The organism is Kribbella sp. NPDC049584 (assembly GCF_040675555.1).
GTDB lineage: Bacteria > Actinomycetota > Actinomycetes > Propionibacteriales > Kribbellaceae > Kribbella.
On record NZ_JBFAPF010000009.1, the window covers coordinates 346,987 to 373,600 of the forward strand.

Sequence of the window (26,614 nt, forward strand, 5' to 3'; positions counted from 1 at the left end):
GGAGTGGGGCCGGTCCAGTGCTGGGGCTCAGCCGCGGACAGCCGCGACCAGGTGGTCGACGACGTCGGCGACCGGCACGTCGGCGCGGTCGCCGGAGCGGCGGTCCTTCACCTCGATGGTGCCGTCCACGAGACCCTTGCCGACGACGGCGATCGTCGGGATGCCGATCAGCTCGGCGTCCTTGAACTTCACGCCCGGCGACACCTTCTCCCGGTCGTCGTAGATCACGCTCAGCCCGCGCGCCTCCAGCTCGGCGGCGATCTCGGCTGCCTTCGCGAAGACCTCGGAGTCCTTGCCGGTGGCAACAAGGTGGACGTCGGCCGGTGCGATCTCGCGCGGCCAGACCAGGCCGAGCTCGTCGTGGTTGCCCTCGGCGATCGCGGCCACCGCGCGGGTGACACCGACGCCGTACGAGCCCATAGTGACCGTGACGAGCTTGCCGTTCTGGTCGAGGACCTTCAGGTCTAGAGCGTCGGCGTACTTGCGGCCGAGCTGGAAGATGTGGCCCATCTCGATACCGCGCGCCGTCTCCAGCGGACCCGAACCGTCCGGCGCCTGGTCGCCGTCGCGCACCTCGGCGGCCTGGATCGTGCCGTCCGCGGTGAAGTCGCGACCGTGCACCAGGTTGATGACGTGGAAGCCTGTCCTGTCCGCGCCCGTCACCCACGCCGACCCCTCGGCCACCCGCGGGTCGAGCAGGTACCGGATCTTCGACGTGTTCTCGGCACCCAGCACGCCAGGCCCGATGTAGCCCTTCGCCAGCGACGGGTTCTTCTCGAAGTCCGCCTCCTCGAAGGCCACGACCTCGGCCGGCTCCACCTGCGCACCGAGGCGCTTCTCGTCGATCGCCCGGTCCCCCGGCACGCCGATCGCCAGCGGCTCCCGGGTCCCGTCCGGGTGCACGAGCATCACGAGCACGTTCTTCAGCGTGTCCGCGGCGGTCCACTCGCGGCCGTCGGTCCGCGGGTGCTTCGCGTTCAGCGCGTCGACGAGCGTGTCGATGGTCGGCGTGTCCGGCGTATCCACGACCTCCGCGGCCGGTACGCCGGACGCGTCGACGGCCGGCGACTGCGGCACCACGACCGCCTCGACGTTGGCGGCGTACCCACCCGGGGAGCGGACGAAGGTGTCCTCGCCATTCTCCGCGATCGCGAGGAACTCCTCGGACCGCGACCCACCCATCGCACCGGACATCGCCTGCACGATCACGTAGTCGAACCCGAGCCGGTCGAAGATCTTGATGTACGCCTCGCGATGCTTCTCGTACGACGCGGCGAGGCCGTCGTCGTCGACATCGAACGAGTACGAGTCCTTCATCACGAACTCACGCCCGCGCAGCACGCCGGCCCGCGGCCGCGCCTCGTCGCGGTACTTGTTCTGGATCTGGTAGATCGACAGCGGCAGGTCCTTGTACGACGAGTACAGATCCTTCACGACCAGCGTGAACATCTCCTCGTGCGTCGGACCGAGCAGCATGTCGGCGCCCTTGCGGTCCTTCAGCCGAAAGATGTTCGGCCCGTACTCCGTCCAGCGGCCGGTCGCCTCGTAGGGCTCGCGGGGCAGCAGTGCCGGGAAGACCAGCTCCTGCGCGCCGATGGCGTCCATCTCCTCGCGGACGATCCGCTCGACGTTGCGCAGCACTCGCAGGCCCAGTGGCAGCCAGGTGTAGATGCCGGGCGCGGCGCGACGGATGTACCCGGCGCGGACGAGCAGTTTGTGGCTCGGGACCTCCGCGTCCGCCGGGTCCTCGCGAAGCGTGCGGAGGAACAGCGACGACATACGCAAAATCACGGGAGTCTCCAAGCGTGCAAAAGTAGAAAACGGGACGTCACAGAGAATATCCGTCCGGCGGATATGCTCTCACCACGTTATCCACAGGGCCGCACCGGGGAGCGTACCCGAGGGTGATCAGGGCAGTCGGCCGTACGGAGTCGCGGCGGCCCGGGCCGCGTAAACCAACGCTGGTTTCAGCAGCGGCCAGAACGTCGAGGAGACGCACGAGAAGGGCGGCAGAAATCCGGCGCACCAGCCGGTTCGAGGGCCGATCTCGAAGGTGTACGCCGGGACGCCGCGCGTCCCGTACAACCAGTCGATGGTCGAGCCGGGTGTGAAGTACCCGATCCCGCCGTCCCCCGTCGACACCGGATAGCCCGTGAGCGCACCCATGTTGTTGCCTAGGGCCACCAACGCCTCCCGGTCCGGCGCGGCCGTGTCGGTGTATCCCCAAGGGGCGAGGATGTCGTTGCCGTAGCTGTGCAGCGTCACGAAGACGCCGGTCGTACTCGCGGCGGCCCGCTCGTCCTCGGCGCCCTTCGTGTCGGGAAAGATCTTCGCCAGCAGTCCCTGGATCGCAACCGTCTCAGGCTCGGACGCCGCCTTCGCACCCGGATACATCTCCGTGCACGGACCGCCTTGGTCCGCATCCCAGTGGAACGACGAGTTGCGGTTGAGGTCGACTCCGGGATACCCGGTCGAGCATCCGCCCGCACTGTCGTCGAGGTTCTTGCGCTGCAGCAGCGGCCGGGCCGGATTCGACGCGACGACATCCACGCCGTCCGGGTTCGCGATCGGCACCACCCACAGCTCGCGGGTGTCGAGCAGGGCGGTGAGCTCAGGGTCGACGCCGTACGACGAGACGAGCAGGTCGATCCACTGGTACGCGATCTCGCCGGTCACGATCTCGCGCGCATGGATCTGGGCGTGCAGGACGAACTTGGGCTTCTTCCCGGTGCTGTTCAGGGCACAATCGCCGGGCGCGAGCTTTGTGATGCACAGGGCCTGGATCTCGTGCCCGCCCCGGCCTTGCGCCTTCGTCCACGAGTCGCCGATGTCGTACAGCTTCACCAGATCCGGATGTGCCGCGGCAACGGCCGCATCGTGCTGCTCGTGGCCGGCGACGGTGTGGTACCCGCCGTAGTACGTCACGCCGGGCGCCGAGTAGGCCGTCGAGGACAGCAGCATGAGGGCAAAGGTGCACAGAAGAACCGCGAGCCTTCGCATGCCGACCAGCCAACCCGACAACCGCCGGCTCCGGATCACGGAGAGTAAGCAGTATCAGAACAGAATCGTCGCGAAGGTCTCGATCGTGCGGAATCCGACCCGCTCGTACGCCGCGCGCGCCGGCAGGTTGAAGGCGTTGACGTACAGCGTGACGACGGGCGCGATCTGCCGGGCCAGCTCCACCACCGCCGCCATACCTGGCGCGGCGAGGCCGCGACCGCGGTACTCCGGATCGACCCACACGCCCTGGATCTGGCACACGCCGGAGCCGACCGAGCCGACCTCGGCCTTGAACACGACCCGGCCGTCCTCGATCCGCGCGAACGCGCGCCCGGCCCGGATCAGCTCCGCGACCCGCGACCGGTAGAACGTCCCGTCCGGACCGGTCTGCGGCGGTACGCCGACCTCCTCGGTATACATCGCCACGCACGCCGGATACAGGATCGGGAGCTCGACCGGCTCCACCTCGCGGACCAGCGGATCCGGAGCGATCAGCGGCGACCCCTCGATCACCATGAACGGCTGGTCGTCCCGCACCTCCCGGGCCGGACCCCAGTGCGGCTCGAGGATGCTCCACAGCTGATCGACCGCCCGGGCCTGTCCGAGGATCTGGAAGCAGTTCCGCCCGCGCCGCATCGCGTACGCCGCGAACGCGCGCAGCGCCGCGTCGTCCGCGCCCACCGGCACCATGTTGCCGCCGGCGTGGCACAGGGCCTCCAGCGCGCCCTTGTCGACATACCCCCAGACCTCGGCGCCGCGCCGCGGGTCGAGTCCGGACGCCTGGACCAGGCTGTCGACGAACACATTCACGACCGGATCGCGGGCGATGACCGCGCGCGCCGCCGCGAGGTCACGAGGACCGAGAACCCGTACGCCCACGCGCAGAACCTAGCGGATGAACGCCGTACTCGTATGCAACGGGGCCGGGTCAGGAAAGCTCGGTGTCCTATCCGGCCGCGATCCGGCGCAACGGCGAGGTCCAGGCGAAGACCACGCCGACGCACCCGCACAGCCCCATCAGCACCATTCCGGTGCGCGGTCCGAAGGCGTTGCCGAGCACTCCGCCGACTACCGAGCCCAGCGTCCACCCGACGCCCCAGGACAGCATCCGGCCCGCTGTGTTGACCCGGCCGAGCAGCTTCTCCGGAGTCACCTGCTGGCGGTACGAGATCGCATTGACGATCACCAGCACGTACGCCGAACCCCAGACGAGCGTTGCCAACGCAGCGGCGACCCAGTCGGGTGACAGCGGTGTGAGCACGCCCAGGAGCGCAGAGACCGGCAGTGCGTACAGCGTGATCGCTGCGGGCGGCATCCGCTTCAGCAACCGGGGCAGACTGAGTGCGGCGATCAGTCCGCCGATGCCCCAGGTCCCCCAGACCAGTCCGAACCGGAGTCCCGACGTACCGATGTGGAGGACGCGGTCGCACCAGACCACGATCAGGGCCATGAATCCACCGCCGGCGAACGACTGCACGCTGCCGACGATCGTCATGGTCCGTACGCCGGCGTGGTGGATCAGGTACCGCAGGCCGTCAGCGATGTCGGTCAGTACCACCCGCGGCCGGAGCGGTGGCTGACCCGCGCGGGACTCGGACATCGCCCGCACGATCCCTCGGACGGCGAACGCGGACGCTGCGAAGCTGAGCGCGTCCAGCGTGAGCAGGCTGGCCGGATCGAGTACGGCGAGAGTCAGACCGGTCAGTGGCGGGACGAACAGCTCGATCAGGCTCGACGCAGTCCAGACCGCGGAGTTGGCCTGCGCTACCCGGGCCCGGCCGACCAGGACCGGCAGTGCACCGAAGTTCGCGCCGTCGAAGAACGTGTAGACGGATTGAACGGTGAACGCGACCACTAGCACATGCGCGATCGAGAGCACGCCCAGCAGATGCGCGAGCGGCACCGACCCGACGAGTACGGCGTTCACGCAGTCCGCGGTGATCATCACGCGCCGCCGGTTCCAACGGTCTGCGAGCGCGCCCGCGAACAGTCCCGTCAGCAGGTATGGCGCCGACTCCAGCGCTGTCACCAGCGCGGTCAGGACAGTCGAACCGCTCAGCCGGTAGACGAGCACTGGGAGCGCGATCGCTGTGACCATCGACCCGGTGATCGACAGCGCGCGGGCAGTCCAGTACCGCCGGAAGTCCGGGTCGTCGCGCAGCCGATCGGGGACCACTGTCGTCATGGCGGCATCCTGCATGTTCATGTGCGGTCGAGGTCAAGGATCAGGAAGTCGCCGTCGAGTCCGGCGCGTCGTACGGCGGTCATCCGTGCACCACGACCAGTTGGCCGTCGGGGTCCACGATCTCCAGTCCGGTCGCGGTCCGCGTCACGTCGTACGTGCCGAGCCGGCTTGCGACTTCGTCCAGGGGCTCCGTGGTGCTGAGGTCCAGCCGTACGGCGAACGCGCCGTCGGCCGGGCCGAACCGCACAGGGGTCTGCAGGCCGACGCCTTCGAAGAAGCGGCGCCAGGCCGGCTCCTCCGCGCCCGTCAGGTACGGCGTGACCGACCATCGCTCGTCCGGACGCGCGTCGTGCAGTTTGTAGCCGTACATGTCCTCGGAGCGCTCGTCGACCCAGATGACGACGCCGTCCGGTCCCGTCACGGACAGCACGCGCCCGTACGCCTCGTCGAAGACGGTCGCGTCGACGAATCCGACCTGTTCGAGCCGGTCGCGCAGCTCGTAGATCTTCTCCGCCTCGAAGGACAGCGTGGTCTGCCCCGGCCGGCCGCCGGTACTGCTGCTCGCGGCGTCGTGCAGCGCGACCATGCCGCGACCGGTCAGCATGTCGACCCAACCGCCGCGCTCGGACTCGATCCGCGACCGCAGCCCCAGCTTCTCGAGGAACGCGCGCATCGCCTCCACGTCCGCCGTGAACCGCAGCGGTCTGATCACCGCGTTGTTCAGGTCGTTCATCCCCGCGCCTCCCCGTGCTTGTCCAGGTACTCCGCCAGCGCCTGCTCGACCAACGCCGACAGGCTGGCGCCCTCGTCGATGGCCTTGTGCTTCACCCGCCGCACCAGCCCAGGCGGCAGATACACGTTGAACTGCACCTTCTTGCCACCGTCATCCGCCATGGCTATATTGCTAGCATCCTAGACAGCTAACCGTCAACCGACAGGGAGATCCGACGATGAACCTCCGCTTCGACCACCTCGGTCTACTCACCGACACCCGCGAGAAGAACCAGGACCTGGCCGACTTCTTCGCGGGCATCCTCGGCCTGGAGATCTCCGGCACCGCGAGCGAGGGGTACGCCGAGGTGAGGGCCGGCGCGATGACGATCGCGCTGCACACCGGCGCGATGATCGACGGCTTCGGCCCGCTCGGCGGCACCCTCCTGCAGTTCAGCAGCGACGATGTCCGCGCCGACATCGAAGAGATCCGCCGCCGAGGCGGCAACGTCGTCCTCGAGCCGACCGAAACCGACTGGGGCACCACCTCGGCGTACGTCGCGGGCCCCCACGGCGTGCTGGTCGAGCTCTACAAGTTCACCGGCTAGACGGCCGCCAGGAGGGCGTCGTCCAGTTCCTTCTGGAGGCGCGCCTTCGGGCGGGCGCCTACGACGGACCAGATCATTTTGCCGTGGTGGAACAGGATCAGGGTCGGGAGCGCCATCACGCGGTAGCGCGCGGAGACGGACGGGTTCTCGTCGGAGTTCAGTTTCACGACCGTCAGCTGATCGGCGCGGTCGGCGGCGATCTGGGCGAGGACCGGCGCGATCTGGTGACACGGCGGGCACCACTCGGCCCAGAAGTCCACGAGCACGGGCTTTTCGGACCGCAGCACGACCTCGTCGAAGGTGGCCTCGTCGACGGTACGCAGTTCACTCATAGTTGTTTCATCCTCCAGCTCTCGGCATCGGTCAGGAGGTCGGTCAGCCGGGCCCGCAGATCGGTGAGCTCGGCGATCCGCCGGTCCACGTCCGCGATCCGGGTCCGGTACGCCGTGAGCGACGCCGGACATACGTCCGCGCGCTCGTTGCCGGCGCGCAGGCACTCGATGAACGGGTACGTCTGCTCCGCGGTCAGCCCGAGACTGAGCAGCGCCTTCACCTCACGCACCACGACCACATCGTCCGCGTCGTACGCCCGGTACCCGTTGGACTCGCGCCGCGGTTTGAGCAGCCCCTGCGCCTCGTAGTACCGCACGGCTTTGACCGTCACACCGGCCTCGGCCGCCAGATCGCTGATCCGCATCCCGCCTCCTTCACCCCGACGCTAAACCTTGCCCCCAGGGTCAAGGTCAAGCCAGGATAGTCAGTGGCCCCGGAACGCCTCCTCCAGCCACCAGGACGGCTGGGCCGCGACGACCTTCGCATCCACGAGCATCGGCGCCGAACGCGGTCCGTCCAGCCAGTCCTTGACCGCGGTCAGGTCGCCGGCCGTGCGCACAGTTGCGGCCTCGAAGCCGTAGCCGCGCGCGATCGCGGCGATATCGGTCGGCGGGAACACCACGGTGTCCAATGCGTGGCCGCCGGGAGCGAAGTGGTGCACCTCGGCGCCGTACGCGTCGTCGTTGTAGACGACGACCAGCATCGGCAAGCCGAGCCGTCGGACAGTGTCCAGTTCCGCTGCACTCATCAGCGCGCCGCCGTCGCCGAGCGCGGCAACGGCGAGCCGATGCGGCTGGGCCAGCGCGGCGCCGATCGCGGTGGCGAGGCCGAGTCCGATCGACTGGAACGCCTGGGTGAAGCACAGGCCGTTCTCGTCGGGCACGTCCAGGTATGCGCTCGGGTAGCCCATGAAGTTGCCGGAGTCGACCGCGACCACGCGTTCGGCCGGCAGTACGTCGTCGAGCGCGATGCTCAGCGTCCGCGGGTCGATCCGCTCCGCAGTACTCATGTCGTCGTACTCGACGTCCCGCCAGCGCACGCTGCCGAGCTCGGCCGTGCGATAGCCGGTGTGCTGTTCGCCGAATGCGTCGAGAGCGAGCTCGGCGGTCAGGCCGACGTCACCGGTGACTCCCAACTGGATCTCGCGATGCGCACCGAGAGCCGACGCGTCGTCGTCGACCTGCACCACGGTCGCGTCGGATCCGATCAGCTGACCGTGGCGCATCGTCCACATGTTCAGCGCGCAGCCCCAGCCGACGATGAGGTCTGCGGCGCGGATCAATTCCGCAGTACGTGGTGAGGCGAAGCCGCCCGAGATCCCGAGCGACCAGGGGTTGCCGTGGAACACGCCGTGCGCGACAGCCGAAGTCGCGAGGAGTGCACCGGATCGTTCCGCCAGCGCTTCGAGGATCCGGCCATGTCCGCGAGCTCCGCGGCCTGCGACGAAGACCGGCCGCTCGGCATGCCGCAGCAGGTCGGTCAAGGCGGCGACTTCGGCGGCATCCGGCACCACCGCCTCCCGCGACGGCAGCTCTGCCGTCGGCCGGGCGGCCGCCGGTGACGGGACCTCCAACGCCTGCACGGGAAGCGGCACGTTCAGCAGCACCGTCCTGCGCCCGCGTACTGCGGTCGCCACCGCGTCTTGCGCCTCCGCTACCGCTGTCTCCGCCGAGCTGATCCGCACGGGGACGGCGCCGACGGCACGAGCCAGCGCCGCTTGGTCGACGTAGAAGTTCGAGCGCGGCTCGAGGACCTCAGCCGCGACCACGACCATCGGCGTACGGCTCTTGGCAGCCTCGGCAATCCCGGTCATCGCGTTCGTCAGACCGCAGCCTTGATGGACAGTGAGCGCGGCGACCGTCCCGCTCATCCGCGAGTACGCGTCGGCCATCGTGGCCGCGCCGCCCTCGTGGCGCGCGGCGACGAACCGCGCGCCGGCGGCCACCATCGCGTTCGTCAGGTGGAAGTTGCCAGACCCGACCACGCCGAAGACCTGGCGGACGCCCGCGGCCACCAATGCCCGGCCGACGGCGTCCGCGACATTCATCAGCGTTCGACCAGCGCGAGCACCCAGGCAGGAGCGCCGGAACCGCCGACGATCGGCAACGGTCCCGCGATGATGACGGCGCCGGTCGGGGGGAGCTGCGCGAGGTTCTGGAGCTGCGTCAGCCCGTACTTGTCACTGCCCATCAGGTACGAGTGGCACGGGAACGGCGGGTCGAACGAGTGCGCCTTCCCGGCGTCGGTGCCGACGGTCTCGACGCCCATGCCGAGGACGGGCGACTCCTGCGCGACCCAGCGCGCACACTCGGGCGACAGACCTGGCGTGTGCGGTCCGTTCTCGTCGGCGTTGAGGAACGCCTCCTGCGAGTGCGATCGCGCGTCCCAGCCCGTGCGTACGAACAGCCAGCCGCCGGCGGGCAGCGGGACGTTCTCCGCCTCCCAGGCCTTCAAGTGGTCGACCTCCACGAGGAAGTCGGGGTTCTTCTCCACGTCGGCGGTGAAGTCGAGCACGACGGCCGGTGCGATCAACCGGTTCGCCGGGACCGAGGCGATGTCGGCGAGGTCCTTGCCGGTGACCCAGTGGTTCGGCGCGTCGAAGTGCGTGCCGGTGTGCTCGCCGCTGGTGAAGTTGTTCCAGTACCAGGCCGGGCCGCGATCGTCGTACCTGCTGATCTCCTCGAGCGCGAAGGGCGCCGTCTGGCCGAACTCCGGCGGCAACTGGATGACCGGCGTCGTCGCGGACAGCGGCGAAGTCAGATCCACCACCACGATCGACCCATCCGCGAGCGCAGCCGTTAGTGCCGACAGAAGCGACGAACCGGCCATACGAACCTCCAGCGAGTGGCGTACTTGACCCAAGGCCAAGTCAGCATAGACCGCATGCTCCTCGCCACCTTTCGTTCACCGGAACTCGCTCCGGGCGGACGTGTGGTCGAACGCACCGCGGTCCGCGGGGTGCTCTTCCGCGGACCGAAGTTGCTGCTGCTCGCGTCCCGCCATGGCGACTACAAGTTCCCTGGCGGCGGCGTCGAACCGGGTGAGTCCTTCGAGTCGGCGCTACGCCGCGAGTTCCGTGAGGAGTGCGCGTACGACGCGGTTGCCGTCGGCGCCGAGCTGGCAACGACCCGCGAGGAGGTGCCGGCGATCGACGCGGAGTACGACGTGTTCGGCATGACCTCGTACTACTTCGGATGCTCGGGCGGAACGCCAGCTGGTGATCAGCAGTTGGAGGGCTACGAGGCCGAGCTGGAACTCACGCCGCGGTGGGTGACTGTCGACACCGCGCTGGCGGCGAACCGCAGGGTGATGGAGAGCGGCGTCGGCGTGATGCGCTGGTTAGTGCGCGAGACCGCCGTGCTGGAGTGGCTCAGCGCACGTAGTCGCTGACCCACTCCCCCAGCACCTTCGCGCTGGCATCCACCAAGGCGGGCCAGTCGAGGGCCGCCTCATCCGCTGAGTCGGACACGTGCTTCACGACGCGGACCGGTACGCCGTACTCGCGGCAGGCGTACACGACGCCGTACGCCTCCATGTCCACCAGATGCGCCCGCTCTGCCAGCCGCTGCCGGACGACCGGATCCGTCACGAACACATCCCCCGACGCGAGCACCGTCCCGTCTCCGCCCTCGATGTGCAGCTCATCCTGCGGGTCCAGGCCGATAGCTCGAACGGCTTCCGCATTCACATCGTGATTGATCACGGTGCTCGGCAGAAACAGTCCGGAGAGGCCGTCCCGCAACGCCCCGGTCGTCCCGACATTCAGCACCACTACGTCAGACGTATCGCGTCCAGCCAACGCCCGGCTCACCGCAACAGCAGCCGCCGTCTTCCCAACCCCGGTGACCACCAGCGGCACCCCCGCCGGAACATAGCGAGCCTCACCGGCAACGGCACAGACAACCAGATACTCGGACATCCTCAGCGTGACCCTTTCGGCAGAGGTTCGTCGGCCGCCAGGAGCTTCACCATCAGGGCGATGAACTGGCGACGTTGCGCGTGGGTCAGCGGCTCCAGAACCTGTTCCTGGATATCGTCGATGACATTGTCGAGCTCCACGAGTTGGGCAATCCCCGCAGGGGTGATGGTGACGATATTGCGACGCTTGTGCCTCGGGTCGACAGACCGCTCGACGAGCCCACGCGACTCGAGCTCGGACAGCGCCGCGGTGACGTCACTGCGATCGATCCCGGTCCCCCGGCCCAGGTCGGCCTGACTCGCCGGCCCCCACTCCTCGAGCGCGGCCAAGAGCCGGTAGTGGTAGCTGCGAAGTCCGCTGCCGTGCGACTCGAACCCGGCGGCGAGCAGACCCGACGAGCGGGCGAAGGTCCGGCTGATGAGCCAGGTCGGACGATCCTTGACGCGATCGGGAGTACGACGCGGCGCGTGGTCCATCGGCATGGACAGACGATATCAGTTGTTGGTGCGACCAACACTTGCTATGTTGGCCATACCAACACTGAAACCTCGGGAGACCGGCTCATGGGCGAATCCATCACCAGCAGACCCGAACGGATTCTGGTCATCGGCAGGAGTCCGGGCGTGATCCTCGACGCCACCGACATCCTGCGCAGTAAGGGCTTCCACGCCGACGCGACGAATCGGTTCGACGACGTTCTGACGGAGTACGACACGACGAGCATCGATGTCGTCGTGTTCGGCGGGATGGTTCCACCCGGCACCAAGCAGCACCTCAGCGAGGCGATCTCGAAGGTCAACGGCCAGGTCACCTTTGTCCAAGGCCTCGCCGGAATCGCAGGCCTTATCGCTGCCCAGGTCGAGAGCGTCCTGTCGACTGCCGGCGACGACAACGGCGTGGCCTATGACGCCGCGAACAGAACGGTACGGATCACCCTGCAGGAGCCGTCCCAGGTTGTCGTCGAGGCCTGGTGGGCCACGTCATTCACCCCTCCCGAGCCCGCGAGCACATCGATGCGGATCGCCGACTCCCACTTCGGCCCGGGCGAGCACCTCATTCCGCTCCCGGCCGACGTTCCGGCCGTGGCATCGTTCGTCACCGCGTCCGTCGGACCGGCCGTCCACGCGTTCACGGTCGGCGCCATGCCGGCCGCAGTACGGCGCATGGTTCCAACCGACGACCCGACCCAACCACCCACGCTCCCGCCGGTCAGACCGGTAGCAACCCACAACACGACGACAACGCGCTGACCAGGGCCGGCGTACGTCAGCTGATGGAGACGGTGGGTTCGCCGGGTTCGGTGGTTTCCATGGTTTCGGCGATGCGCATGGCCTCTTCGATGAGGGTTTCCACGATGGCCGACTCCGGGACCGTCTTGATGACCTCACCCTTGACGAAGATCTGGCCCTTGCCGTTGCCGGAGGCGACGCCGAGGTCGGCTTCGCGGGCTTCGCCGGGGCCGTTCACGACGCAGCCCATGACGGCGACGCGGAGCGGAACCTCCATACCCTCGAGGCCGGCGGTGACCTGCTCGGCGAGCGTGTAGACGTCCACCTGGGCGCGACCGCAGGAAGGGCAGGAGACGATCTCGAGCTTGCGCTCGCGCAGGTTCAGCGACTGCAGGATCTGCAGGCCGACCTTGACCTCCTCGACCGGCGGCGCGGACAGCGACACCCGGATCGTGTCACCGATGCCCTTCGACAGCAGCGCACCGAAGGCCACCGACGACTTGATCGTGCCCTGGAACGCCGGCCCCGCCTCGGTCACGCCGAGGTGCAGCGGCCAGTCACCGCGCTCGGCCAGCATCTCGTACGCCTGCACCATCACGACCGGGTCGTTGTGCTTGACCGAGATCTTGAAGTCGTGGAAGTCGTGCTCCTCGAACAGCGAGGCTTCCCACACGGCCGACTCGACCAGCGCCTCGGGCGTGGCCTTGCCGTACTTCTCCAGCAGCCGCTTGTCCAGCGATCCGGCGTTCACGCCGATGCGCAGCGACGTACCGTGGTCCTTCGCCGCCTGGGCGATCTCCTTGACCTGGTCGTCGAACCTGCGGATGTTGCCCGGGTTCACGCGGACCGCGGCGCAGCCGGCCTCGATCGCGGCGAACACGTAGCTCGGCTGGAAGTGGATGTCGGCGATCACCGGGATCTGCGAGTGCCTCGCGATCTCCGGCAGCGCGTCGGCGTCCTCCTGCCGCGGGCAGGCGACCCGGACGATGTCGCAGCCCGCCGCGGTCAGCTCGGCGATCTGCTGCAGCGTCTTGTTGACGTCGTTGGTCGGCGTCGTCGTCATCGACTGCACCGAGATCGGTGCGTCGCCGCCGACCAGCACGCTGCCGACCTTGATCTGACGGGTCTTGCGGCGCGGCGCGAGGGTCGGAGGCGGCAGCGCGGGCATGCCCAGGTTGATGCTCATGTGTCCTTAACCAGTGTGGGTGAGGGTCAGCCGTTGAAGAGCTTGATGGGGTTCACGATGTCGGCGATGACGAGCAGTACGCCCATCACCACGATCGCGCTTGCTGCGACGTACGCGATCGGAAGCAGTTTGGCCACGTCGACGTACCCGGGGTCGGGGCGGCGGAACAGCTTGGCGAAGCCGCGCCGGATGCCTTCCCAGATCGCGCCGATCATGTGGCCGCCGTCCAGCGGCAGCAGCGGGATGAAGTTGAACAGGGCAAGGAACAGGTTCAGCGAGGCGAGCAGCAGGATCCCGGTGGCGATCTTCTGGCCGACGCCGAGGTCGCTGGAGGCGACCTCACCCGCGACCCGGCTCGCGCCGACGACGCTCATCGGGCTGTCCTGGTCACGCTGACCGCCGACGATCGACTTGGCGACCCCGACCAGCTTCTCCGGGAACTTGCCGAGCGCCTGCACGGTGCTGACGGTCAGCTTGCCCATCTGGTCGACGACGAAGCCGAAGCTCTGCCGCTCCACCTTCTCGGTCGGCGAGATGCCGAGGAAGCCGACCGACACGAGCTTGTCGGAGGTGGCGCTCTCCTGCACCTGGTTCACGATCGTGTTGGTCTGCAGCGTCTTCCGCGCACCGTTGCGCTCGACAACGATCGTGGCCGGCTTGTCGGTGTTCGCGCGGATCAGCGGGGTGAGCTGGTCCCAGCTGCTGATCTGCGTGCCGTTGAAGGAGACGATCTTGTCGCCGACCTGGAAGCCGGCGACCTTGGCCGGCGACACCTTGTCGGTGTCGGTGCACTTCCGGTCGGCCGATGCCTGGTTGGCCGGGATCACACAGTCGGTGACGGTGGAGACCGTGGTCTGCGCGACCGGCGTCCCGTAGAGCATGTACAGCCCGCCGAACAGCACGAATGCGATGACCACGTTCACCAGCGGCCCGGACGCCATCACGATCAGCTTCTTCCACCACACCTTCTGGTAGAAGAGCCGGCCGTCGTCCTCGGGCGAGATCGTCTCGTACTCCGCGGACCGCGCGTTCTCGACCAGCGACTGGATCGGGCCGGTGTTGGCCTTGCGGACCTTCGTCGGGTCCTGCCCCTTGCCCGGCGGCAGCATCCCGATGATCCGGACGAACCCGCCGGCCGGGATCGCCTTGATGCCGTACTCCGTCTCGCCGCGTCTGGTCGACCAGACGGTCCGGCCGAAGCCGACGAAGAACTGCGTGACCTTCATCCCGAACGCCTTCGCCGGGAGCATGTGGCCCATCTCGTGCAGCGCCACGGAGATCAGGACCCCCAGCACGAACAGCACGATGCCGACGGTGGTGAGAAGCACGGTCATGCCTTCTGGTTCTCCTGGCTGCTATCGGTGGCCGGTAGTGATCTCACGAGCCCGGTTCCGGGCCCACGCGTCCGCGGCGAGCACGTCGTCGACGGACAGTTCCACATACGAGGGTACGTCGTGTTCGGTCACCACCCTGGCGATCGTGTCGACGATCCCGGTGAACGGCAGCCGTCCGGCCCGGAACGCCTCCACACAGACCTCGTTCGCCGCGTTGAACACGGCCGGCGCCGTACCGCCCCGGGTGCCTGCCTCGCGGGCCAGGCCGACCGACGGGAATTCGTCGTCGTCGAGCGGCTGGAACGTCCAGGTGCTCGCCTCGGCGAAGTTCCACGGCGGCGAAGCGTCCGCTATCCGGTCAGGCCAACCCAGCGCGAGCCCGATCGGCACGGTCATCGTCGGTACGCCGACCTGCGCGATCGTGGCGCCGTCGAAGAACTCGACCATCGAATGGATCGCCTGCTGCCGGTGGATCACGACGTCGATCCGGTCCATCGGGATGCCGAAGAGCAGATGTGCCTCGATCAGCTCCAGGCCCTTGTTGACCAGCGTCGCGGAGTTGATCGTGACGACCGGGCCCATCGCGAAGTTCGGGTGGGCAAGGGCTTGCTCGACCGTGACATCGGCCAGTTCGCTCCGGGGCCGCCCGAGGAACGGGCCGCCGCTCGCGGTCAGCAGGAGCTTGCGAACCTCGTTCGGAGTACCGGCGCGCAGGCACTGGGCGATCGCGCTGTGCTCGGAGTCCACCGGGACGATCTGGCCGGGCTTGGCCCGCCGCGTGACGATCGGGCCGCCGATCACCAGCGACTCCTTGTTGGCCAGGGCCAGCGTGTTCCCGGCGTCCAGGGCGGCCAGCGTCGCGTGCAGGCCGACGGATCCGTTGATTCCGTTGAGAACCACGTCACACGGCATCGCGGCGAGCTCGCTGGCGGCCTCCGGTCCGGTGATGATCTTCGGGATCCGGAACTCGCCCTGGGCGTACCCCTTCCGCTGCGCCTCCGCGTAGAACGCCAGCTGCAGGTCCTGCGCGACCGTGGCCTTCGCCACCGCGACGACCTCGACGTCGAACTCGAGCGCCTGCTCCGCCAGCAACCCGACGTTGTCGCCGCCGGCGGACAGCGCGAGCACGCGGAACCGGTCGCGGTTCCGCCCGATGAGCTCGAGCGCCGTGGTACCGATCGAGCCGGTCGAGCCGAGGATGACGACGCTGCGTGAGTTCACGGCGCCATTGTTCCAGGTCCGGTTCCAGATCGGGTCAGCCGAGGTACAAGCGGAACGGCAGCGCGCCGAGCCTGATCTCGTCGCCGTCACCGACCATCGCGGTCTCGATCCGTACGCCGTTCACCGACGTCCCGTTGGTGGACCCGAGATCCCGCAGCTCGTAGCTGGTCGCATCGATCCGCAGCAACTCCGCGTGGTGGCGGCTGACTTCCTGGCGGTCGATGATCACGTCGCAGTCCGGCGCGCGTCCGATGCGGACCAGGTCGAGCAGCGGTACGACGTCACCGTCCTCCCCCACGAGCACGGGCTGCGGCCCGGTCTCCAGCGCGGTCGCGATCTCGCCTACCCCGGCGGTGCGGATCGACAGCGAGACGATCAGGTCGTCGCCCTTGTCCACGTGCAGGTTGTGCTGAGCGCCGTACCCCTGCAGCAGGTCGGCGTGCTCGTCGATGACCACAGCGGACACGTGGTAGTACCCCGGCGGTAGTTGTGCGTACGCCGCTGAGCCGAGCGAGGTCGTCAGCACTACTGCGTCGTACTCGTGGTGAGAGACGTCGGTGATCGTGATGAGGACCGGGTTGTTCGCGGTGAGGTGTGCCTCGGCGCCGGTGTCGCCCGGAGTGAACTCGACAGTCAGTAGCGGCGCGGGCCGGCTCTCGTCCAGCCCGACCAGTCGGTCGACTGCGGGCACGGTGCCGGTCGGGATGGCGAGCGGCACGTACTGACCGTGCGACCGCACCAGGAGGTCGAGCTGTGGCCTCGGCACTCGGTTGCGGCGGGCCAGCAGGTACGCGTTGACCATGCCCTTGCCGAAGATGAAGGCCACGTCGCCCACCACGGCGCGCACGAATCCACTGATCGGCTCCATCTGCACCCCTAGCTCCATCTGCACCCCCAGTGCATCAGTATCCAGGAATCACGACTCCGGTACGGCGGTGTCCGGTGTGCCGCGTACCGTGGCCCGGTGACCAGCGTGCTCATCATCGAGAACGATCCCGACAGCGGACCCGGCAAGCTGCTCGACTGGCTGGACGACCGCGGGATCACGGCCGTCGTGGTCCGGGCCTGGGACGGTGAGCCTGTCCCCAGCAGCATGGGAGACCATGCGGCGTTGATCATGCTCGGCGGCGGGCTGCTGCCGGACGAGGACGACCGCGCCCCGTGGTTGCCTGCCGAGCGCGAGCTGCTGCGTGCCGCACACGGACAGGTCCCGGTGCTCGGGATCTGTCTGGGCGGCCAGCTGGTGGCGCACACCTTCGGTGGCCAGGTGCAGGGGAAGTACGGGCTTCCGGAGAAGGGTGTGACGGCACTGAGTGTGCTGCCCGCTGACGACGTGCTGCTGGACGGCCTCCCGTCGACCGTCCGGGCGGTCGAGAGCCACCAGGACCAGATCACCCGGCTCCCGCAGGACGCCGTACTGCTGATGTCCAGTGAGCGGTGCCCGAACCAGATGCTGCGCGTCGGCGAGCGGACCTGGGGCGTGCAGTTCCACCCTGAGGTCGCGGCCGATCGGGTCCGCCGGTGGAACCCGGAGCGGCTGCGGTCGATGGGGTTCGATCCGGATGCGCTGGTCGCGGACGCCGAGAAGTACGCGGCGGAGCTGGACAAGACCTGGTCGACGGTCATCGGCCGATTCCTGTCGAACCTGTAGCGGCGCTACCCTTCGTCGCATGAGTCTGGAGCAGCCGCCGCCCGGTCACCGGGCATCCGACAACGACCGCGAACGCGCCGCCGCCGTGGTCCAGGAAGCACATACCGACGGGCGGCTGGACTTCGAGGAACTGGACGAGCGGCTGACCCAGATCTACTCGGCCAAGACCCAGCTCGAACTGCGCAACGCGACCGCCGACCTGATGCCGATCGCCCACGGCAGTTCGCAGGAGCTCACCCTCCGTGCGAGGCACAGCGCGCAGAAGCGGGAAGGCGCGTGGGTCGTGCCCGAACGCATGACCGCGATTGCCGAACACTCGTCCGTCAAGCTCGACTTCACCGACGCCGTGGTCCACTGGGCCGACATCCACGTCGACGCGCAGGCGATCCACAGCTCCGTGGTGATGGTGATTCCCGAGGGCTGGAGCGTTGATATCGACCAGGTCGAGTCGAACCACAGCAGCGCCAAGAACAAGGCGGTAGCACCTCGCCCCGGCGGCGTCCGCCTGCACGTCACCGGCAAGGCCCACCACGCCAGCGTCGTCGTCCGCCACCCCCGCAAACGCCACTGGTGGTGGCCCTGGTACACCAAGTGATGGATTAGCGTTCGTCCTATGACCGTTTCGCTTGATGTCGTTGATGTCGACTCTTTGCTGACCGAGGAAGAGCTCGATGTTCGGGCAGCGGCTCGGCGGTTTGCGGATGAGCGGTTGCGGCCGGCGTTGCCGGAATGGTTCGAGACGGCTTCGATTCCCGCGCGGGAGCTGGCGAAGGAGCTGGGGGCGCTCGGGTTTCTCGGGATGCACCTGACGGGGTACGGGTGTGCCGGACTGGGACCGGTTGCGTACGGGCTTGCCTGCTTGGAGATCGAGGCGGCGGACTCGGGGATGCGGTCGCTCGTCTCCGTGCAGGGCTCGCTCGCGATGTACGCGATCTGGAAGTACGGCAGTGACGAGCAGAAGAACGAGTGGCTCCCCCGGATGTCCGCAGGTGAGGCGATCGGGTGCTTCGGCCTGACCGAGCCCGACTTCGGCTCGAACCCGGCCGGCATGCGCACCAACGCCCGCCGCGACGGCGACGACTGGGTGCTGAACGGCTCGAAGATGTGGATCACCAACGGCTCCGTCGCCGACGTCGCGATGGTCTGGGCGCGGACCGACGACGGGGTCCGCGGCTTCGTCGTACCGACGTCGACGCCCGGTTTCTCGGCGCCGGAGATCAAGCGGAAGATGTCGCTGCGCGCGTCTGTCACCTCCGAGCTGGTGCTGTCGGATGTGCGGCTGCCCGGCTCAGCTTTGTTGCCCGAGGCACGCGGTTTGTCCGGCCCGCTCGGCTGCCTGAACGAGGCCCGGTTCGGCATCATCTTCGGCGCGATGGGCGCGGCCCGCGACTGCCTCGAGACCGCGATCGCATACGCCGGGGAGCGGATCGTGTTCGACAAGCCGCTCACGGCGTACCAGCTGACCCAGGCCAAGCTCGCCGACATGGCGGTCGAGCTGAACAAGGGCGTCCTGCTCGCCGTACACCTCGGCCGGCTGAAGGAGAAGGGCACGCTCCGCCCCGAGCAGGTGTCGGTCGGCAAGCTCAACAACGTCCGTGAGGCGATCGCGATCGCCCGCGAATGCCGCACGATCCTCGCGGCGAACGGCATCAGCGGCGAGTATCCGATCATGCGGCACGCCAACAATCTCGAGTCGGTCCTCACCTACGAAGGCACGTCCGAGGTCCACCAGCTCGTCATCGGCCAGGCGCTGACGGGCCAGTCCGCCTTCCGCTGAGCGCATACAACCGGCCTGTTCTGGGCACGGGGAGTGAGATCAGCTACTCCGTGTTGATGGAAGGAGCAGGTATGCGGATCGGGGCCGGGATCGCACTCGTGGTGATCGGCGCTGTCCTCGCGTTCGCCGTGCGGGACACGTCCGACACGTTCAACCTGACTGCTCTCGGGATCATCATCATGCTCGGCGGCGCGGCCGGCATCTGGCTGTCGTACCGCCTCGCCAATCAGCGCCGAATCACCGACAAGCCCGTCATCGACCCGGAGGTCGAGCGCCAGTACCGCACGGACCCGCCGGAACGCGTCTCCGACGAGCCGATCGACGTCACGCCGCGGACCGCCCGGCCCCGCCCCAGAAGGTAGTCGCCCCTCGCCGGCGCGATCCGGGTGCACCATGAGTCCATGGACAACCGTGAACTGCTCGAACGCCTGTGGACGTCCGACGGCGAGCTCGTGCTCTCGGCGGAGGCCGAGCACGAGATGCGCACGGAGGACTACGTCCTGGAGATGCCGCAGTCCGGCGAACGCATCGTCGGGCGGGACACCATGCGTGCGATGCAGCAGGAGTACCCGAACCCGCCGTCGATCCAGATCCTCCGCATCACCGGTTCCGGCGACCACTTCGTCGTCCTCGGCCGGTCGGACTACAGCGGCGACATCTACTACGTGGCGAACGTCGTCGAGTTCCGCGACGGCCGGATCGCCCGCGAGACCCGGATCTACGGGGCTCCGTTCGACCCGCCCCCGTGGCGGGAAAAGTACGCTACTTCGCCACCTCAGTAGCCCTGGACTCGCGGACCACGGTCACCCGGATCTGACCCGGGTACGTGAGCTCCTCCTCGACCTGTTTCGCGATATCGCGCGCCATCACCTGGGCCGCGATGTCGTCGACCGCGTCCGGTAGAACCATCACCCGGATCTCGCGGCCGGCCTGCATCGCGAACACCTTCTCGACGCCGTCGTGGTGCATCGCGATCTCCTCGAGCCGTTCGAGTCGCTGGACGTACGCCTCCAACGACTCCCGCCGCGCGCCCGGCCGGCCGCCGCTCACCGCGTCCGCAGCCTGCGTCAGCACCGCCTCGACGGTCCGGACCTCGACCTCGTTGTGGTGCGCCTCGATGCAATGCACGACGTCGTCGTTCTCGCCGTACTTGCGGGCCAGCTCGGCGCCGACGATCGCGTGACTGCCCTCGGACTCGTGCGTGAGCGCCTTGCCGATGTCGTGCAGGAACGCGCCGCGCTTGCACAGCTTCGGATCCAGCCCGAGCTCGGCCGCCATCATCCCGGCGATGTGGGCGGACTCGATCAGGTGCTTGAGCACGTTCTGCCCGTACGACGTCCGGTAGCGCAGCAGCCCCATCGTGCGGACGAGCTCCGGATGGAGATCGGTGATCCCGACATCGGCCATCGCGTCCTCGGCGGCCCGCTGGCACAGCTCGGCGACCTCGCCCTTGCTGCGCTCGTAGATCTCCTCGATGCGGCTCGGATGGATCCGGCCGTCGAGGACGAGCGAGTCCAGTGTCAGCCGCGCCGTCTCCCGGCGTACCGGATCGAAGCAGGACAGCAGCACGGCTTCGGGGGTGTCGTCGATGATCAGGTTCACGCCGGTGGTCTGCTCGAACGACCGGATGTTGCGGCCCTCGCGGCCGATGATCCGGCCCTTCATGTCGTCACTCGGTAGGTGTACGACCGAGACGACCGACTCGCTGGTCTGCTCGGAAGCCAGCCGCTGCACCGCGCCGGTGATGATCTTGCGGGCCTTGATCTCACCCTCGTCCTGGGCCTGCCGCTCGATCTCGCGGACGATCGTGTGCGCGTGCCGCTTGGCCTCGTCCTCGATCGACGCGACGAGCTCGGCCTTCGCCTGCTCGGTGGTCAGGTTCGCGACGCCTTCGAGGATCCGCCGGCGCTCGTCCTCGAGGTCCTTGATCTCGTTTTTGCGCTTCTCCAACTCGCCAAGCAGCGCGGTCAGCTCGGTGTGGCGTTCCTCGAGGGCGCGGTGCTGCTCGTCGGCCCGCTCCTCGCGCTCGGTCAGCCGGTGGTCGCGGCGCTCCATCTCGAGACGCTGCTCCCGCAGGTCGTCCCGGATCGACTGCGCCTCCGCCTCGGCTTCTCGCCGTACTTCGGACGCCCGCTGCTCGGCATCACGCCGCACCTCGGAGGCTCGGTCCTCGGCGCTGCGGCGGATCTCCTCGCCGCGTTGTTCGGCCGCCTCGGCGCGGGTCCGCAGTACGGCGGCCTCCTCCTCGGCCTGCCGCCGGATCAGCTCGGCCGCGGACTTCGCGCCGGCGGTCAACTGCGCGGCCTCGAGTTGGGCGGTCGAGTTGTCGGCGGCTTTCCGGCGGGAGAGGTTCAGGCCGATCCAGGCCAGCAATCCTGCGATCAGCAATCCGATCAGGGCCAGGCCAACCGACATCGCGGTCATCGGCTTCTCCCCTCTCCGTCGAGTCCCACGCGGGACTGTGGCCGTCTGTCGAAGGGACTCCCCACCGGTACGGCTGAAGGCGCCGCCGGGGTCCGGCGGCTATCGGGGTACGGCAGTGCCGGTGCCGCCTGGTAGGGCGGTACCGGTGTCTACCGTTGCGACGGTATAGCTGTGCTCGCCTCCGTGGATGCCGCGTGGTGCGGCTTTCCGGCGTTGCTTGCCTCGCTTGCTCACCGTGAGTCGCCGCCGACAACGCGGAGATCGCGGTGACGCCGCTCGCGCCCCTGCCGGCCAGGTAGCCGTCCGGGTTTTGCGTGCGGTGCCGTCTATCGACAGCGCGTCGCGCCGTCGTCCTTCCTTCAGCTCAGTCGAGCGTGGTTGCGTCATTTTTACCGGTCAGCCGGCCTGTTTCACCCGGCTCACCGATCGTTATATCCGCCACCGTTGCGGGTGGATTCATCCCTTCTTGATCCCGAGGCTAAGCGCGGCCCATCACGCGGTCAAGACGGACACTCCTCCGTCACCTGGCGGATGAGACCACTCCGCGCACTGGACTACTCCACAAACGGGCATGGGCGTACGTTTGGTCAACCTTCGCCTCGATCGCGATGGCGAGGTCGCCGCGAGCCGTCCGGATCTCCAGCACCCGCGGCGCTGAGGCGGCCGCGGGGCTGCAGATGTGGACTGGTCAGTTGGCGGGGCCTTGCGCGGGCCTGTCCGGCTGCGTGCTCTCCGCCGTACCCGCGGTGGTGGACTCCGAGGTCGTTTCCGCAGGTGTCTGCTCCGCCTGGGCCGGCTCCTCGTTGGACTGCTGGTCGACATACGTGCCGACCTTCTGCTGGACCGAGTCGACCTTCTCCGCGTACTTCCCGCCGGTCTGCTTGTCGATCAGGTCGCCGGCCTTCTCGACGCCGGCTTTGATCTTGTCCGGGTTCTGCTTGACGACATTCCGGAGCCAGTTCTTCGCCTGTTCCTGGAAATCGTTCATTGCACCCTCCGCGGTGTCTGGGGCGGATCGACGGAAAATCCCAGCCTACGGACCGGTCCAAATACCAGTCCTACCTCGGATAACACACCGTCGCACCGCACCCGTCAACGCCCCTCGCCGCTCACCGGACCCGAAACCGGTTCACTCTCCGTCACCGCCTGTCGAGGTGCGCCTTCGCGACCGTCGCCGGGGCGTACACCAACCACCCGTCAAGCAGCGCGTCCCGGAGCACATCTTCCGGCACCTTGTCGAGCTCCACGAGCACCGCGGCGTACCCATTGAAATGCGGAATCGTGAAGAACCCGTCCCCTGCCCGGGCGGCCAGCACGGCTTCCTTCTCGGCGAGATCCTCGACCTTGATCGCCAAGATCGGGCCGGCCGGCGGCGTCTCGTCGCCGTACCGCTTCAGATCCGCCTTGCTGAACGGCCGCTCCCACGCAAACCCCTTGCCGCCGACCGCCCAGGTCCGATGCCCGTGCTTCATCGTCTCCTCGGTCTCCGGCAACTGCCCAACCAACCGCTCCACATCCTCCAAACTCACCATGCCGCCGACGCTACTCCCGGAGACGACCGCCGCGCTCCTGCTACGACCTACGCCGAGGCGGGGCACGCCGGTCGGCAACTACATCGCCTCGCACGCCGCCAGGTCCAGCCGTGCCCCCGCCTCGGGCAGCACAGGCGCCGGCAACTAGGCCGCTTCGTACATCGCGAGGTTCAGCCGTGCACCCGTCTCGCGCAGCACCGGAGGCCCGCTGATGCAGTCGTGGCAGACCACGCACGTGAGATCACCGAATGTCTTGCAACACCGTTGGCCGATGCTCGGGCGCCAGTGAGCCTCTCGAGGAACTGCAACAACCACCGTGCGAGGAACTTCTGGCTACTGACCCATCCACCCGCAGCCGCTCCCGCAGGGGTTTCAGTTCATCCGTTCACGCTGATCCCGTCCCGCGGCAGCGGCGCGGTCCACGGCGAGACCGCCATGCCGTCCGTCGACTGTACGAAGTGAGCGGTCGCCGAGCTTTGTCGTTCTTGCTGGAGGCGTGCACGCCACCCGTAACCCGCGACCGATCGGCCGGTCGAGCGCATGCTCGTCCGCGACCGCCCGCAGCGGCTCCGACACGGTCCGACCTACCCACCGGTGCGGGCAGTACGCCATGGTCGAACAGCCCGGCGTTCTCGTCGTCCCAGCCGGCCGGAGTGCTGGGATACCGGAACCTCACCAGCACTGCCGGGTCAGCGACCGAGCACGACCTTTAGCAAGGTCAACAGCTCAGGCGGACCTATGCCGGTTGGCCTGCCGTGGCCCAGAGCCAGGGACCGGTGCTCGTATCAGCGCCGGCCGGAGCGCCGAGGTACGGGACCCTCGCCGATACTGCCGGGCCACGTACCGAGCACCACCGTTTGGCAAGATAAACGGCTCGGGCGGACCTATGCCGGTTGGCCTGCCGTAGCCCAGAGCCACGGACCGGTGCACCGCGTGAACCCGGCGTGCAGGTAGAACTCGGCTGCCTCTTCGTCGACGGCCGAGACGAAGACCACCTCGGCACCCAACGCTCCGAGCCAGGACCTGCACTGAGCAAGCAAAGCCGCGCCCGTCCCGGAGCCGCGGCTTGCTGGATCTACTACGAGCTCCTCCACCACGCCGTACGGCTCGTGCCCGTAGTCGACGAACGTCGCCACCAGGAGGCCAACGATCTCGTTCTCTCCGGCAACGAACGTCCGCGCCTGCTGACGGATCTCGGGCAAGGTTGTCCCGTCTGCATCGTCTCCGTGCAAGTCGCGCAGCAGCCGCCGGATCCCCGCGCGATCCGCCGCTGTGGCTTCACGCACTTCGTACGTCATTCAGGTCCTAGCCCGGACGAATCGAGAAGCGGGAACTCGTCGTGCGAGGCATCCAGCTCCTCCTTCACGATGCTCATCGCCATCCCGCCCGGATACCCCTTCCGCGCAAGCATCCCGAGCAAGCGTCGCATCGCCACCTGCCGCTCCAGCGAACGCATCGACCGCAGCTTCCGCCGTACGAGCTGCCTCGCGGTCTCTTCTTCCTGCTCCGGCTCCAGCTCCTCGAGCGCGTCCCGGGCCAGCTCCTCATCCACGCCCCGCCGCCGAAGCTCCTGCGCCAGCGCGCGCTTCCCCAACCCACGCCCACGATGCCGCGACTCCACCCAGGCGTTCGCAAATGCGGCATCGTCAATCAGCCCGACCTCGGTGAACCGATCCAGCACCTCATCGGCCACGTCGTCCGGAATTTCCCGCTCAGCCAGCACATCAGCCAACTCAGCCCGAGTCCGCGGCTGCCCCGTCAACTTGTCCAGCAAAATCGTCCGAGCCACCGAATGAGGATCAGCGTCCTCCTCCATCACAGCATCCCCAAGCCGCTCCGGCTCCTCACTCTCCCGCCGCTTCCGCCCCCGCCCAAACCCTCCTCCCCCTACCGTCCGCCGCCCCCGACTCCCCCGCCCACCGGCAGGCCGACCCTCCGCCGCAACCGACCCACCACGCGGCGCACCGCCACCGACGGCGTCACCCTCGCCATCCGACGTACGCCCGCCTGCCCGCCTGTCAGCTACCGACGGCTCCACTGCAACAGCCTCGCCACCCGGCGCACCGCCCGCTGCACTCGCAGGCTGCTCCCCAGACACCAAGCGCCCCGCCCGCGCTGTGCGCTCCGCAGGCGCCGAGCGATCCGCGGTGAGAGACCCACCGCCCGCACCTACAGTGCCATCCGCAGCCCCGCCCGCCGACGAGTGCCCGCCTGCACGCAGCGCGCCATCCTCACCACCCGACCGACGCCCGCCTGCCGGCCCAGTAGACCCCGAAGCCCCCGAAGCCCCCGCCGCAACCGACTCGCCACCCGGTGCACCGCCACCGACGGCGACACCCTCACCATCCGACGTACGCCCGCCTGCCCGTCCGGCAGCTACCGACGGCTCCACTGCAACAGCCTCGCCACCCAGTGCACCGCCCGCTGCACTCGCAGGCTGCTCCCCAGACACCAAGCGCCCTGCCCGCGCTACGCGCTCCGCAGGCGCCGAGCGATCCGCGGTGAGAGACTCACCGCCCGACACGCCATCGCCCGCACCCACAGGACCATCCGTAGACTCGATGCGTTTCGCCGCGACAGACCCGCCCGCCGACCGGCGCCCGCCCGCTGGCAGCGCACCATCTGCAGCTCTCGCCCCGTCCGCCGCGTGGGACCCGTCGACCGGCGTGCTCTTGTTCGGCCGTACTGCGTCATCGGTCGGACTCTCGTGGTCCACCGGATGAGGTTCGTCGGACGGCGTGCTGTCGTCCACGGGTAGCGCTCGTCGAGAGGGCGCGCTAGAGGCCGGTGAATACTCGTCGCTCGGCGAGGGATGGTCTGCGCGGGACGTGCGCTCCGGTGTAGACCTTCGACCCGGCGGAACGTGTGGGCTCCGTGAGGTGGTGGCGGAGGGTTCGACGGCAGCTGATGAATCCGCGTCTGCCCATGGGTCGAACTGTTCTGGTGGGGTGCCTAGGTCCGCGGCCCGGGCAGGCGCGTCGTCTGCGAAGGCGCGTGCGTCGGCCCACCGATCCGCGGCCTGCCTCTCGAACGTACGGGCAGAGCGCTCATCCTGCTCGCCCCAAGGATCAGCAGAACTCGCATTCGACGCACGACCCGACGTACGCCGACGTTTTGTTGCCGGTCGAGCCTTCTCCTGCTCGTCTTGCTGTTCGTCCCACGGATCGACGTTGCCGGCAGTTCGCCTGATGGAGCCAGTACGACGGCGGGAATTGTTCCACCCCGACTCGTCCTCCCCCACGAAGTCATCCGCATCGGCCTCGCGACGCGCACTCGCCGTACGAGCACGCCCCGAGCCGGGACCGGAACGACGAGCCGCGCCCGGATCGTCACGACGACCTCGCTCAGCGCCACCAGCTAGATCGGTACTGCGATCGGACCCAGAGCGCTGGCTCGTGTTGTTGGAAGCCGTCGAGGCGTCTGTGCCTGCCGCCAGGAGCTTGCGGGCCAGCGCGAGGCGCTCGTCGTGGGGTAGAGACAGTGCCGCGGGGGCAGCGTCGTCGG

The 26,614-nt window shown here is 68.3% G+C and carries 29 protein-coding genes; 8 read left to right on the plus strand and 21 right to left on the minus strand.

Going from position 1 to position 26,614, the window contains the following annotated elements:
• Positions 1 to 27 precede the first annotated feature (27 nt).
• The 6 genes from AB0J62_RS29030 to AB0J62_RS29055 form a co-directional block, all read right to left on the minus strand.
• Positions 28 to 1,791, minus strand: a complete 1,764-nt coding sequence (locus AB0J62_RS29030; protein ID WP_363877669.1) for a proline--tRNA ligase — start codon at positions 1,789 to 1,791, stop codon at positions 28 to 30.
• Between the two features lie 117 nt (positions 1,792 to 1,908).
• Positions 1,909 to 2,961 carry a M14 family zinc carboxypeptidase gene (locus tag AB0J62_RS29035; protein WP_363877671.1) on the minus strand — a complete coding sequence of 351 codons (1,053 nt, stop codon included), beginning with the start codon at positions 2,959 to 2,961 and terminating at the stop codon, positions 1,909 to 1,911.
• A gap of 93 nt (positions 2,962 to 3,054) precedes the next feature.
• Entirely contained in the window at positions 3,055 to 3,879 is an 825-nt protein-coding gene (locus AB0J62_RS29040; protein ID WP_134098534.1) for a GNAT family N-acetyltransferase, read from the minus strand.
• Between the two features lie 67 nt (positions 3,880 to 3,946).
• Positions 3,947 to 5,185: an MFS transporter gene (locus AB0J62_RS29045; RefSeq protein WP_363877674.1), complete on the minus strand. Its 1,239-nt coding sequence runs from the start codon at positions 5,183 to 5,185 to the stop codon at positions 3,947 to 3,949.
• 79 nt (positions 5,186 to 5,264) lie between these two features.
• The gene (locus tag AB0J62_RS29050) at positions 5,265 to 5,918 is read right to left on the minus strand and encodes a VOC family protein (protein WP_363877676.1); all 654 of its coding nucleotides are present in this window, start codon (positions 5,916 to 5,918) and stop codon (positions 5,265 to 5,267) included.
• Positions 5,915 to 6,079 carry a CopG family transcriptional regulator gene (locus tag AB0J62_RS29055; protein ID WP_328998984.1) on the minus strand — a complete coding sequence of 55 codons (165 nt, stop codon included), beginning with the start codon at positions 6,077 to 6,079 and terminating at the stop codon, positions 5,915 to 5,917. Before AB0J62_RS29055 ends, AB0J62_RS29050 begins: the two co-directional genes overlap by 4 nt.
• A gap of 56 nt (positions 6,080 to 6,135) precedes the next feature.
• On the opposite strand from AB0J62_RS29055, the gene AB0J62_RS29060 reads away from it, so the two are divergent.
• On the plus strand, positions 6,136 to 6,504 hold the full coding sequence (locus AB0J62_RS29060) for a VOC family protein (protein WP_363877679.1): 369 nt from the start codon (positions 6,136 to 6,138) through the stop codon (positions 6,502 to 6,504).
• Here the strand turns inward: AB0J62_RS29060 and trxA are convergent.
• From trxA to AB0J62_RS29080, 4 genes are read right to left on the minus strand one after another with little or no spacing between them, the layout of a single operon-like run.
• Positions 6,501 to 6,836 (minus strand): thioredoxin, encoded by a 336-nt coding sequence (trxA, locus tag AB0J62_RS29065; RefSeq protein ID WP_363877681.1) that lies wholly within the window; start codon positions 6,834 to 6,836, stop codon positions 6,501 to 6,503. The two genes, AB0J62_RS29060 and trxA, sit on opposite strands and share 4 nt — an antisense overlap.
• On the minus strand, positions 6,833 to 7,201 hold the full coding sequence (locus tag AB0J62_RS29070) for a MerR family transcriptional regulator (protein ID WP_363877684.1): 369 nt from the start codon (positions 7,199 to 7,201) through the stop codon (positions 6,833 to 6,835). The genes trxA and AB0J62_RS29070 overlap by 4 nt, the downstream gene beginning before the upstream one ends.
• A gap of 60 nt (positions 7,202 to 7,261) precedes the next feature.
• Positions 7,262 to 8,884 (minus strand): thiamine pyrophosphate-binding protein, encoded by a 1,623-nt coding sequence (locus AB0J62_RS29075; protein ID WP_363877686.1) that lies wholly within the window; start codon positions 8,882 to 8,884, stop codon positions 7,262 to 7,264.
• Entirely contained in the window at positions 8,884 to 9,666 is a 783-nt protein-coding gene (locus AB0J62_RS29080; protein ID WP_363877688.1) for a cyclase family protein, read from the minus strand. Before AB0J62_RS29080 ends, AB0J62_RS29075 begins: the two co-directional genes overlap by 1 nt.
• Positions 9,667 to 9,720: 54 nt before the next feature.
• On the opposite strand from AB0J62_RS29080, the gene AB0J62_RS29085 reads away from it, so the two are divergent.
• Positions 9,721 to 10,227: an NUDIX domain-containing protein gene (locus AB0J62_RS29085; protein ID WP_363877690.1), complete on the plus strand. Its 507-nt coding sequence runs from the start codon at positions 9,721 to 9,723 to the stop codon at positions 10,225 to 10,227.
• Here the strand turns inward: AB0J62_RS29085 and AB0J62_RS29090 are convergent.
• Both AB0J62_RS29090 and AB0J62_RS29095 read right to left on the minus strand, forming a co-directional pair.
• The gene (locus tag AB0J62_RS29090; RefSeq protein WP_363877692.1) at positions 10,208 to 10,756 is read right to left on the minus strand and encodes a nucleosidase; all 549 of its coding nucleotides are present in this window, start codon (positions 10,754 to 10,756) and stop codon (positions 10,208 to 10,210) included. The two genes, AB0J62_RS29085 and AB0J62_RS29090, sit on opposite strands and share 20 nt — an antisense overlap.
• Before the next feature lie 2 nt (positions 10,757 to 10,758).
• Positions 10,759 to 11,238, minus strand: a complete 480-nt coding sequence (locus AB0J62_RS29095) for a MarR family winged helix-turn-helix transcriptional regulator (protein WP_363877694.1) — start codon at positions 11,236 to 11,238, stop codon at positions 10,759 to 10,761.
• Positions 11,239 to 11,319: 81 nt separating this feature from the next.
• Between AB0J62_RS29095 and AB0J62_RS29100 the strand changes: the two genes are divergently transcribed.
• The gene (locus tag AB0J62_RS29100; protein WP_363877696.1) at positions 11,320 to 12,006 is read left to right on the plus strand and encodes a hypothetical protein; all 687 of its coding nucleotides are present in this window, start codon (positions 11,320 to 11,322) and stop codon (positions 12,004 to 12,006) included.
• Between the two features lie 16 nt (positions 12,007 to 12,022).
• Here AB0J62_RS29100 and ispG read toward each other — a convergent pair whose 3' ends face one another.
• The 4 genes from ispG to AB0J62_RS29120 are packed head-to-tail and all read right to left on the minus strand — an operon-like array spanning position 12,023 to position 16,594.
• Positions 12,023 to 13,171: a flavodoxin-dependent (E)-4-hydroxy-3-methylbut-2-enyl-diphosphate synthase gene (gene ispG, locus AB0J62_RS29105; protein WP_363877698.1), complete on the minus strand. Its 1,149-nt coding sequence runs from the start codon at positions 13,169 to 13,171 to the stop codon at positions 12,023 to 12,025.
• A gap of 26 nt (positions 13,172 to 13,197) precedes the next feature.
• Complete coding sequence (locus tag AB0J62_RS29110; RefSeq protein ID WP_363877700.1) at positions 13,198 to 14,505, minus strand: site-2 protease family protein; 1,308 nt, start codon at positions 14,503 to 14,505, stop codon at positions 13,198 to 13,200.
• Positions 14,506 to 14,526: 21 nt separating this feature from the next.
• Positions 14,527 to 15,726 (minus strand): 1-deoxy-D-xylulose-5-phosphate reductoisomerase, encoded by a 1,200-nt coding sequence (dxr, locus tag AB0J62_RS29115; protein WP_363877702.1) that lies wholly within the window; start codon positions 15,724 to 15,726, stop codon positions 14,527 to 14,529.
• Positions 15,727 to 15,760: 34 nt separating this feature from the next.
• On the minus strand, positions 15,761 to 16,594 hold the full coding sequence (locus tag AB0J62_RS29120) for an FHA domain-containing protein (protein ID WP_363877704.1): 834 nt from the start codon (positions 16,592 to 16,594) through the stop codon (positions 15,761 to 15,763).
• Between the two features lie 96 nt (positions 16,595 to 16,690).
• On the opposite strand from AB0J62_RS29120, the gene AB0J62_RS29125 reads away from it, so the two are divergent.
• From AB0J62_RS29125 to AB0J62_RS29145, 5 genes are all read left to right on the plus strand, one after another.
• Positions 16,691 to 17,377, plus strand: a complete 687-nt coding sequence (locus tag AB0J62_RS29125; protein ID WP_363877706.1) for a type 1 glutamine amidotransferase — start codon at positions 16,691 to 16,693, stop codon at positions 17,375 to 17,377.
• Between the two features lie 19 nt (positions 17,378 to 17,396).
• Complete coding sequence (locus tag AB0J62_RS29130) at positions 17,397 to 17,972, plus strand: DUF1707 domain-containing protein (protein WP_363877708.1); 576 nt, start codon at positions 17,397 to 17,399, stop codon at positions 17,970 to 17,972.
• A gap of 18 nt (positions 17,973 to 17,990) precedes the next feature.
• On the plus strand, positions 17,991 to 19,154 hold the full coding sequence (locus tag AB0J62_RS29135; protein ID WP_363877710.1) for an acyl-CoA dehydrogenase family protein: 1,164 nt from the start codon (positions 17,991 to 17,993) through the stop codon (positions 19,152 to 19,154).
• Between the two features lie 71 nt (positions 19,155 to 19,225).
• On the plus strand, positions 19,226 to 19,516 hold the full coding sequence (locus tag AB0J62_RS29140) for a DUF6458 family protein (protein ID WP_363877712.1): 291 nt from the start codon (positions 19,226 to 19,228) through the stop codon (positions 19,514 to 19,516).
• Between the two features lie 39 nt (positions 19,517 to 19,555).
• A complete protein-coding gene (locus AB0J62_RS29145; RefSeq protein WP_363877714.1) occupies positions 19,556 to 19,936 on the plus strand; it encodes a nuclear transport factor 2 family protein in 381 nt (126 codons plus the stop codon).
• Here AB0J62_RS29145 and rny read toward each other — a convergent pair.
• The 5 genes from rny to AB0J62_RS29170 all read right to left on the minus strand — a co-directional run bounded on the left by rny (position 19,917) and on the right by AB0J62_RS29170 (position 24,899).
• On the minus strand, positions 19,917 to 21,578 hold the full coding sequence (rny, locus tag AB0J62_RS29150; protein WP_363877716.1) for a ribonuclease Y: 1,662 nt from the start codon (positions 21,576 to 21,578) through the stop codon (positions 19,917 to 19,919). The two genes, AB0J62_RS29145 and rny, sit on opposite strands and share 20 nt — an antisense overlap.
• Positions 21,579 to 22,266: 688 nt before the next feature.
• The gene (locus AB0J62_RS29155) at positions 22,267 to 22,566 is read right to left on the minus strand and encodes an antitoxin (protein WP_363877718.1); all 300 of its coding nucleotides are present in this window, start codon (positions 22,564 to 22,566) and stop codon (positions 22,267 to 22,269) included.
• A 151-nt stretch (positions 22,567 to 22,717) separates the two neighbouring features.
• On the minus strand, positions 22,718 to 23,110 hold the full coding sequence (locus AB0J62_RS29160; RefSeq protein ID WP_363877720.1) for an MmcQ/YjbR family DNA-binding protein: 393 nt from the start codon (positions 23,108 to 23,110) through the stop codon (positions 22,718 to 22,720).
• Positions 23,111 to 23,994: 884 nt separating this feature from the next.
• The gene (locus tag AB0J62_RS29165; RefSeq protein ID WP_363877722.1) at positions 23,995 to 24,408 is read right to left on the minus strand and encodes a GNAT family N-acetyltransferase; all 414 of its coding nucleotides are present in this window, start codon (positions 24,406 to 24,408) and stop codon (positions 23,995 to 23,997) included.
• A complete protein-coding gene (locus AB0J62_RS29170) occupies positions 24,405 to 24,899 on the minus strand; it encodes a regulatory protein RecX (protein ID WP_363877724.1) in 495 nt (164 codons plus the stop codon). The genes AB0J62_RS29165 and AB0J62_RS29170 overlap by 4 nt, the downstream gene beginning before the upstream one ends.
• Positions 24,900 to 26,614: the final 1,715 nt, after the last annotated feature.

Coding starts and splice junctions, on each gene's coding strand:
- ispG (WP_363877698.1), bottom strand. CDS start 13,171: ATGAGCATCAACCTGGGCATGCCCGCGCTGCCGCCTCCGACCCTCGCG.
- AB0J62_RS29160 (WP_363877720.1), bottom strand. CDS start 23,110: ATGGTGAGTTTGGAGGATGTGGAGCGGTTGGTTGGGCAGTTGCCGGAG.
- AB0J62_RS29110 (WP_363877700.1), bottom strand. CDS start 14,505: ATGACCGTGCTTCTCACCACCGTCGGCATCGTGCTGTTCGTGCTGGGG.
- AB0J62_RS29035 (WP_363877671.1), bottom strand. CDS start 2,961: ATGCTGCTGTCCTCGACGGCCTACTCGGCGCCCGGCGTGACGTACTAC.
- AB0J62_RS29080 (WP_363877688.1), bottom strand. CDS start 9,666: ATGGCCGGTTCGTCGCTTCTGTCGGCACTAACGGCTGCGCTCGCGGAT.
- AB0J62_RS29135 (WP_363877710.1), top strand. CDS start 17,991: ATGACCGTTTCGCTTGATGTCGTTGATGTCGACTCTTTGCTGACCGAG.
- AB0J62_RS29165 (WP_363877722.1), bottom strand. CDS start 24,408: ATGACGTACGAAGTGCGTGAAGCCACAGCGGCGGATCGCGCGGGGATC.
- AB0J62_RS29070 (WP_363877684.1), bottom strand. CDS start 7,201: ATGCGGATCAGCGATCTGGCGGCCGAGGCCGGTGTGACGGTCAAAGCC.
- AB0J62_RS29120 (WP_363877704.1), bottom strand. CDS start 16,594: ATGGAGCCGATCAGTGGATTCGTGCGCGCCGTGGTGGGCGACGTGGCC.
- trxA (WP_363877681.1), bottom strand. CDS start 6,836: ATGAGTGAACTGCGTACCGTCGACGAGGCCACCTTCGACGAGGTCGTG.
- AB0J62_RS29085 (WP_363877690.1), top strand. CDS start 9,721: ATGCTCCTCGCCACCTTTCGTTCACCGGAACTCGCTCCGGGCGGACGT.
- AB0J62_RS29055 (WP_328998984.1), bottom strand. CDS start 6,079: ATGGCGGATGACGGTGGCAAGAAGGTGCAGTTCAACGTGTATCTGCCG.
- AB0J62_RS29155 (WP_363877718.1), bottom strand. CDS start 22,566: ATGAACGATTTCCAGGAACAGGCGAAGAACTGGCTCCGGAATGTCGTC.
- AB0J62_RS29060 (WP_363877679.1), top strand. CDS start 6,136: ATGAACCTCCGCTTCGACCACCTCGGTCTACTCACCGACACCCGCGAG.
- AB0J62_RS29050 (WP_363877676.1), bottom strand. CDS start 5,918: ATGAACGACCTGAACAACGCGGTGATCAGACCGCTGCGGTTCACGGCG.
- AB0J62_RS29045 (WP_363877674.1), bottom strand. CDS start 5,185: ATGACGACAGTGGTCCCCGATCGGCTGCGCGACGACCCGGACTTCCGG.
- AB0J62_RS29075 (WP_363877686.1), bottom strand. CDS start 8,884: ATGAATGTCGCGGACGCCGTCGGCCGGGCATTGGTGGCCGCGGGCGTC.
- AB0J62_RS29145 (WP_363877714.1), top strand. CDS start 19,556: ATGGACAACCGTGAACTGCTCGAACGCCTGTGGACGTCCGACGGCGAG.
- AB0J62_RS29140 (WP_363877712.1), top strand. CDS start 19,226: ATGCGGATCGGGGCCGGGATCGCACTCGTGGTGATCGGCGCTGTCCTC.
- AB0J62_RS29130 (WP_363877708.1), top strand. CDS start 17,397: ATGAGTCTGGAGCAGCCGCCGCCCGGTCACCGGGCATCCGACAACGAC.
- AB0J62_RS29095 (WP_363877694.1), bottom strand. CDS start 11,238: ATGCCGATGGACCACGCGCCGCGTCGTACTCCCGATCGCGTCAAGGAT.
- rny (WP_363877716.1), bottom strand. CDS start 21,578: ATGACCGCGATGTCGGTTGGCCTGGCCCTGATCGGATTGCTGATCGCA.
- AB0J62_RS29090 (WP_363877692.1), bottom strand. CDS start 10,756: ATGTCCGAGTATCTGGTTGTCTGTGCCGTTGCCGGTGAGGCTCGCTAT.
- AB0J62_RS29100 (WP_363877696.1), top strand. CDS start 11,320: ATGGGCGAATCCATCACCAGCAGACCCGAACGGATTCTGGTCATCGGC.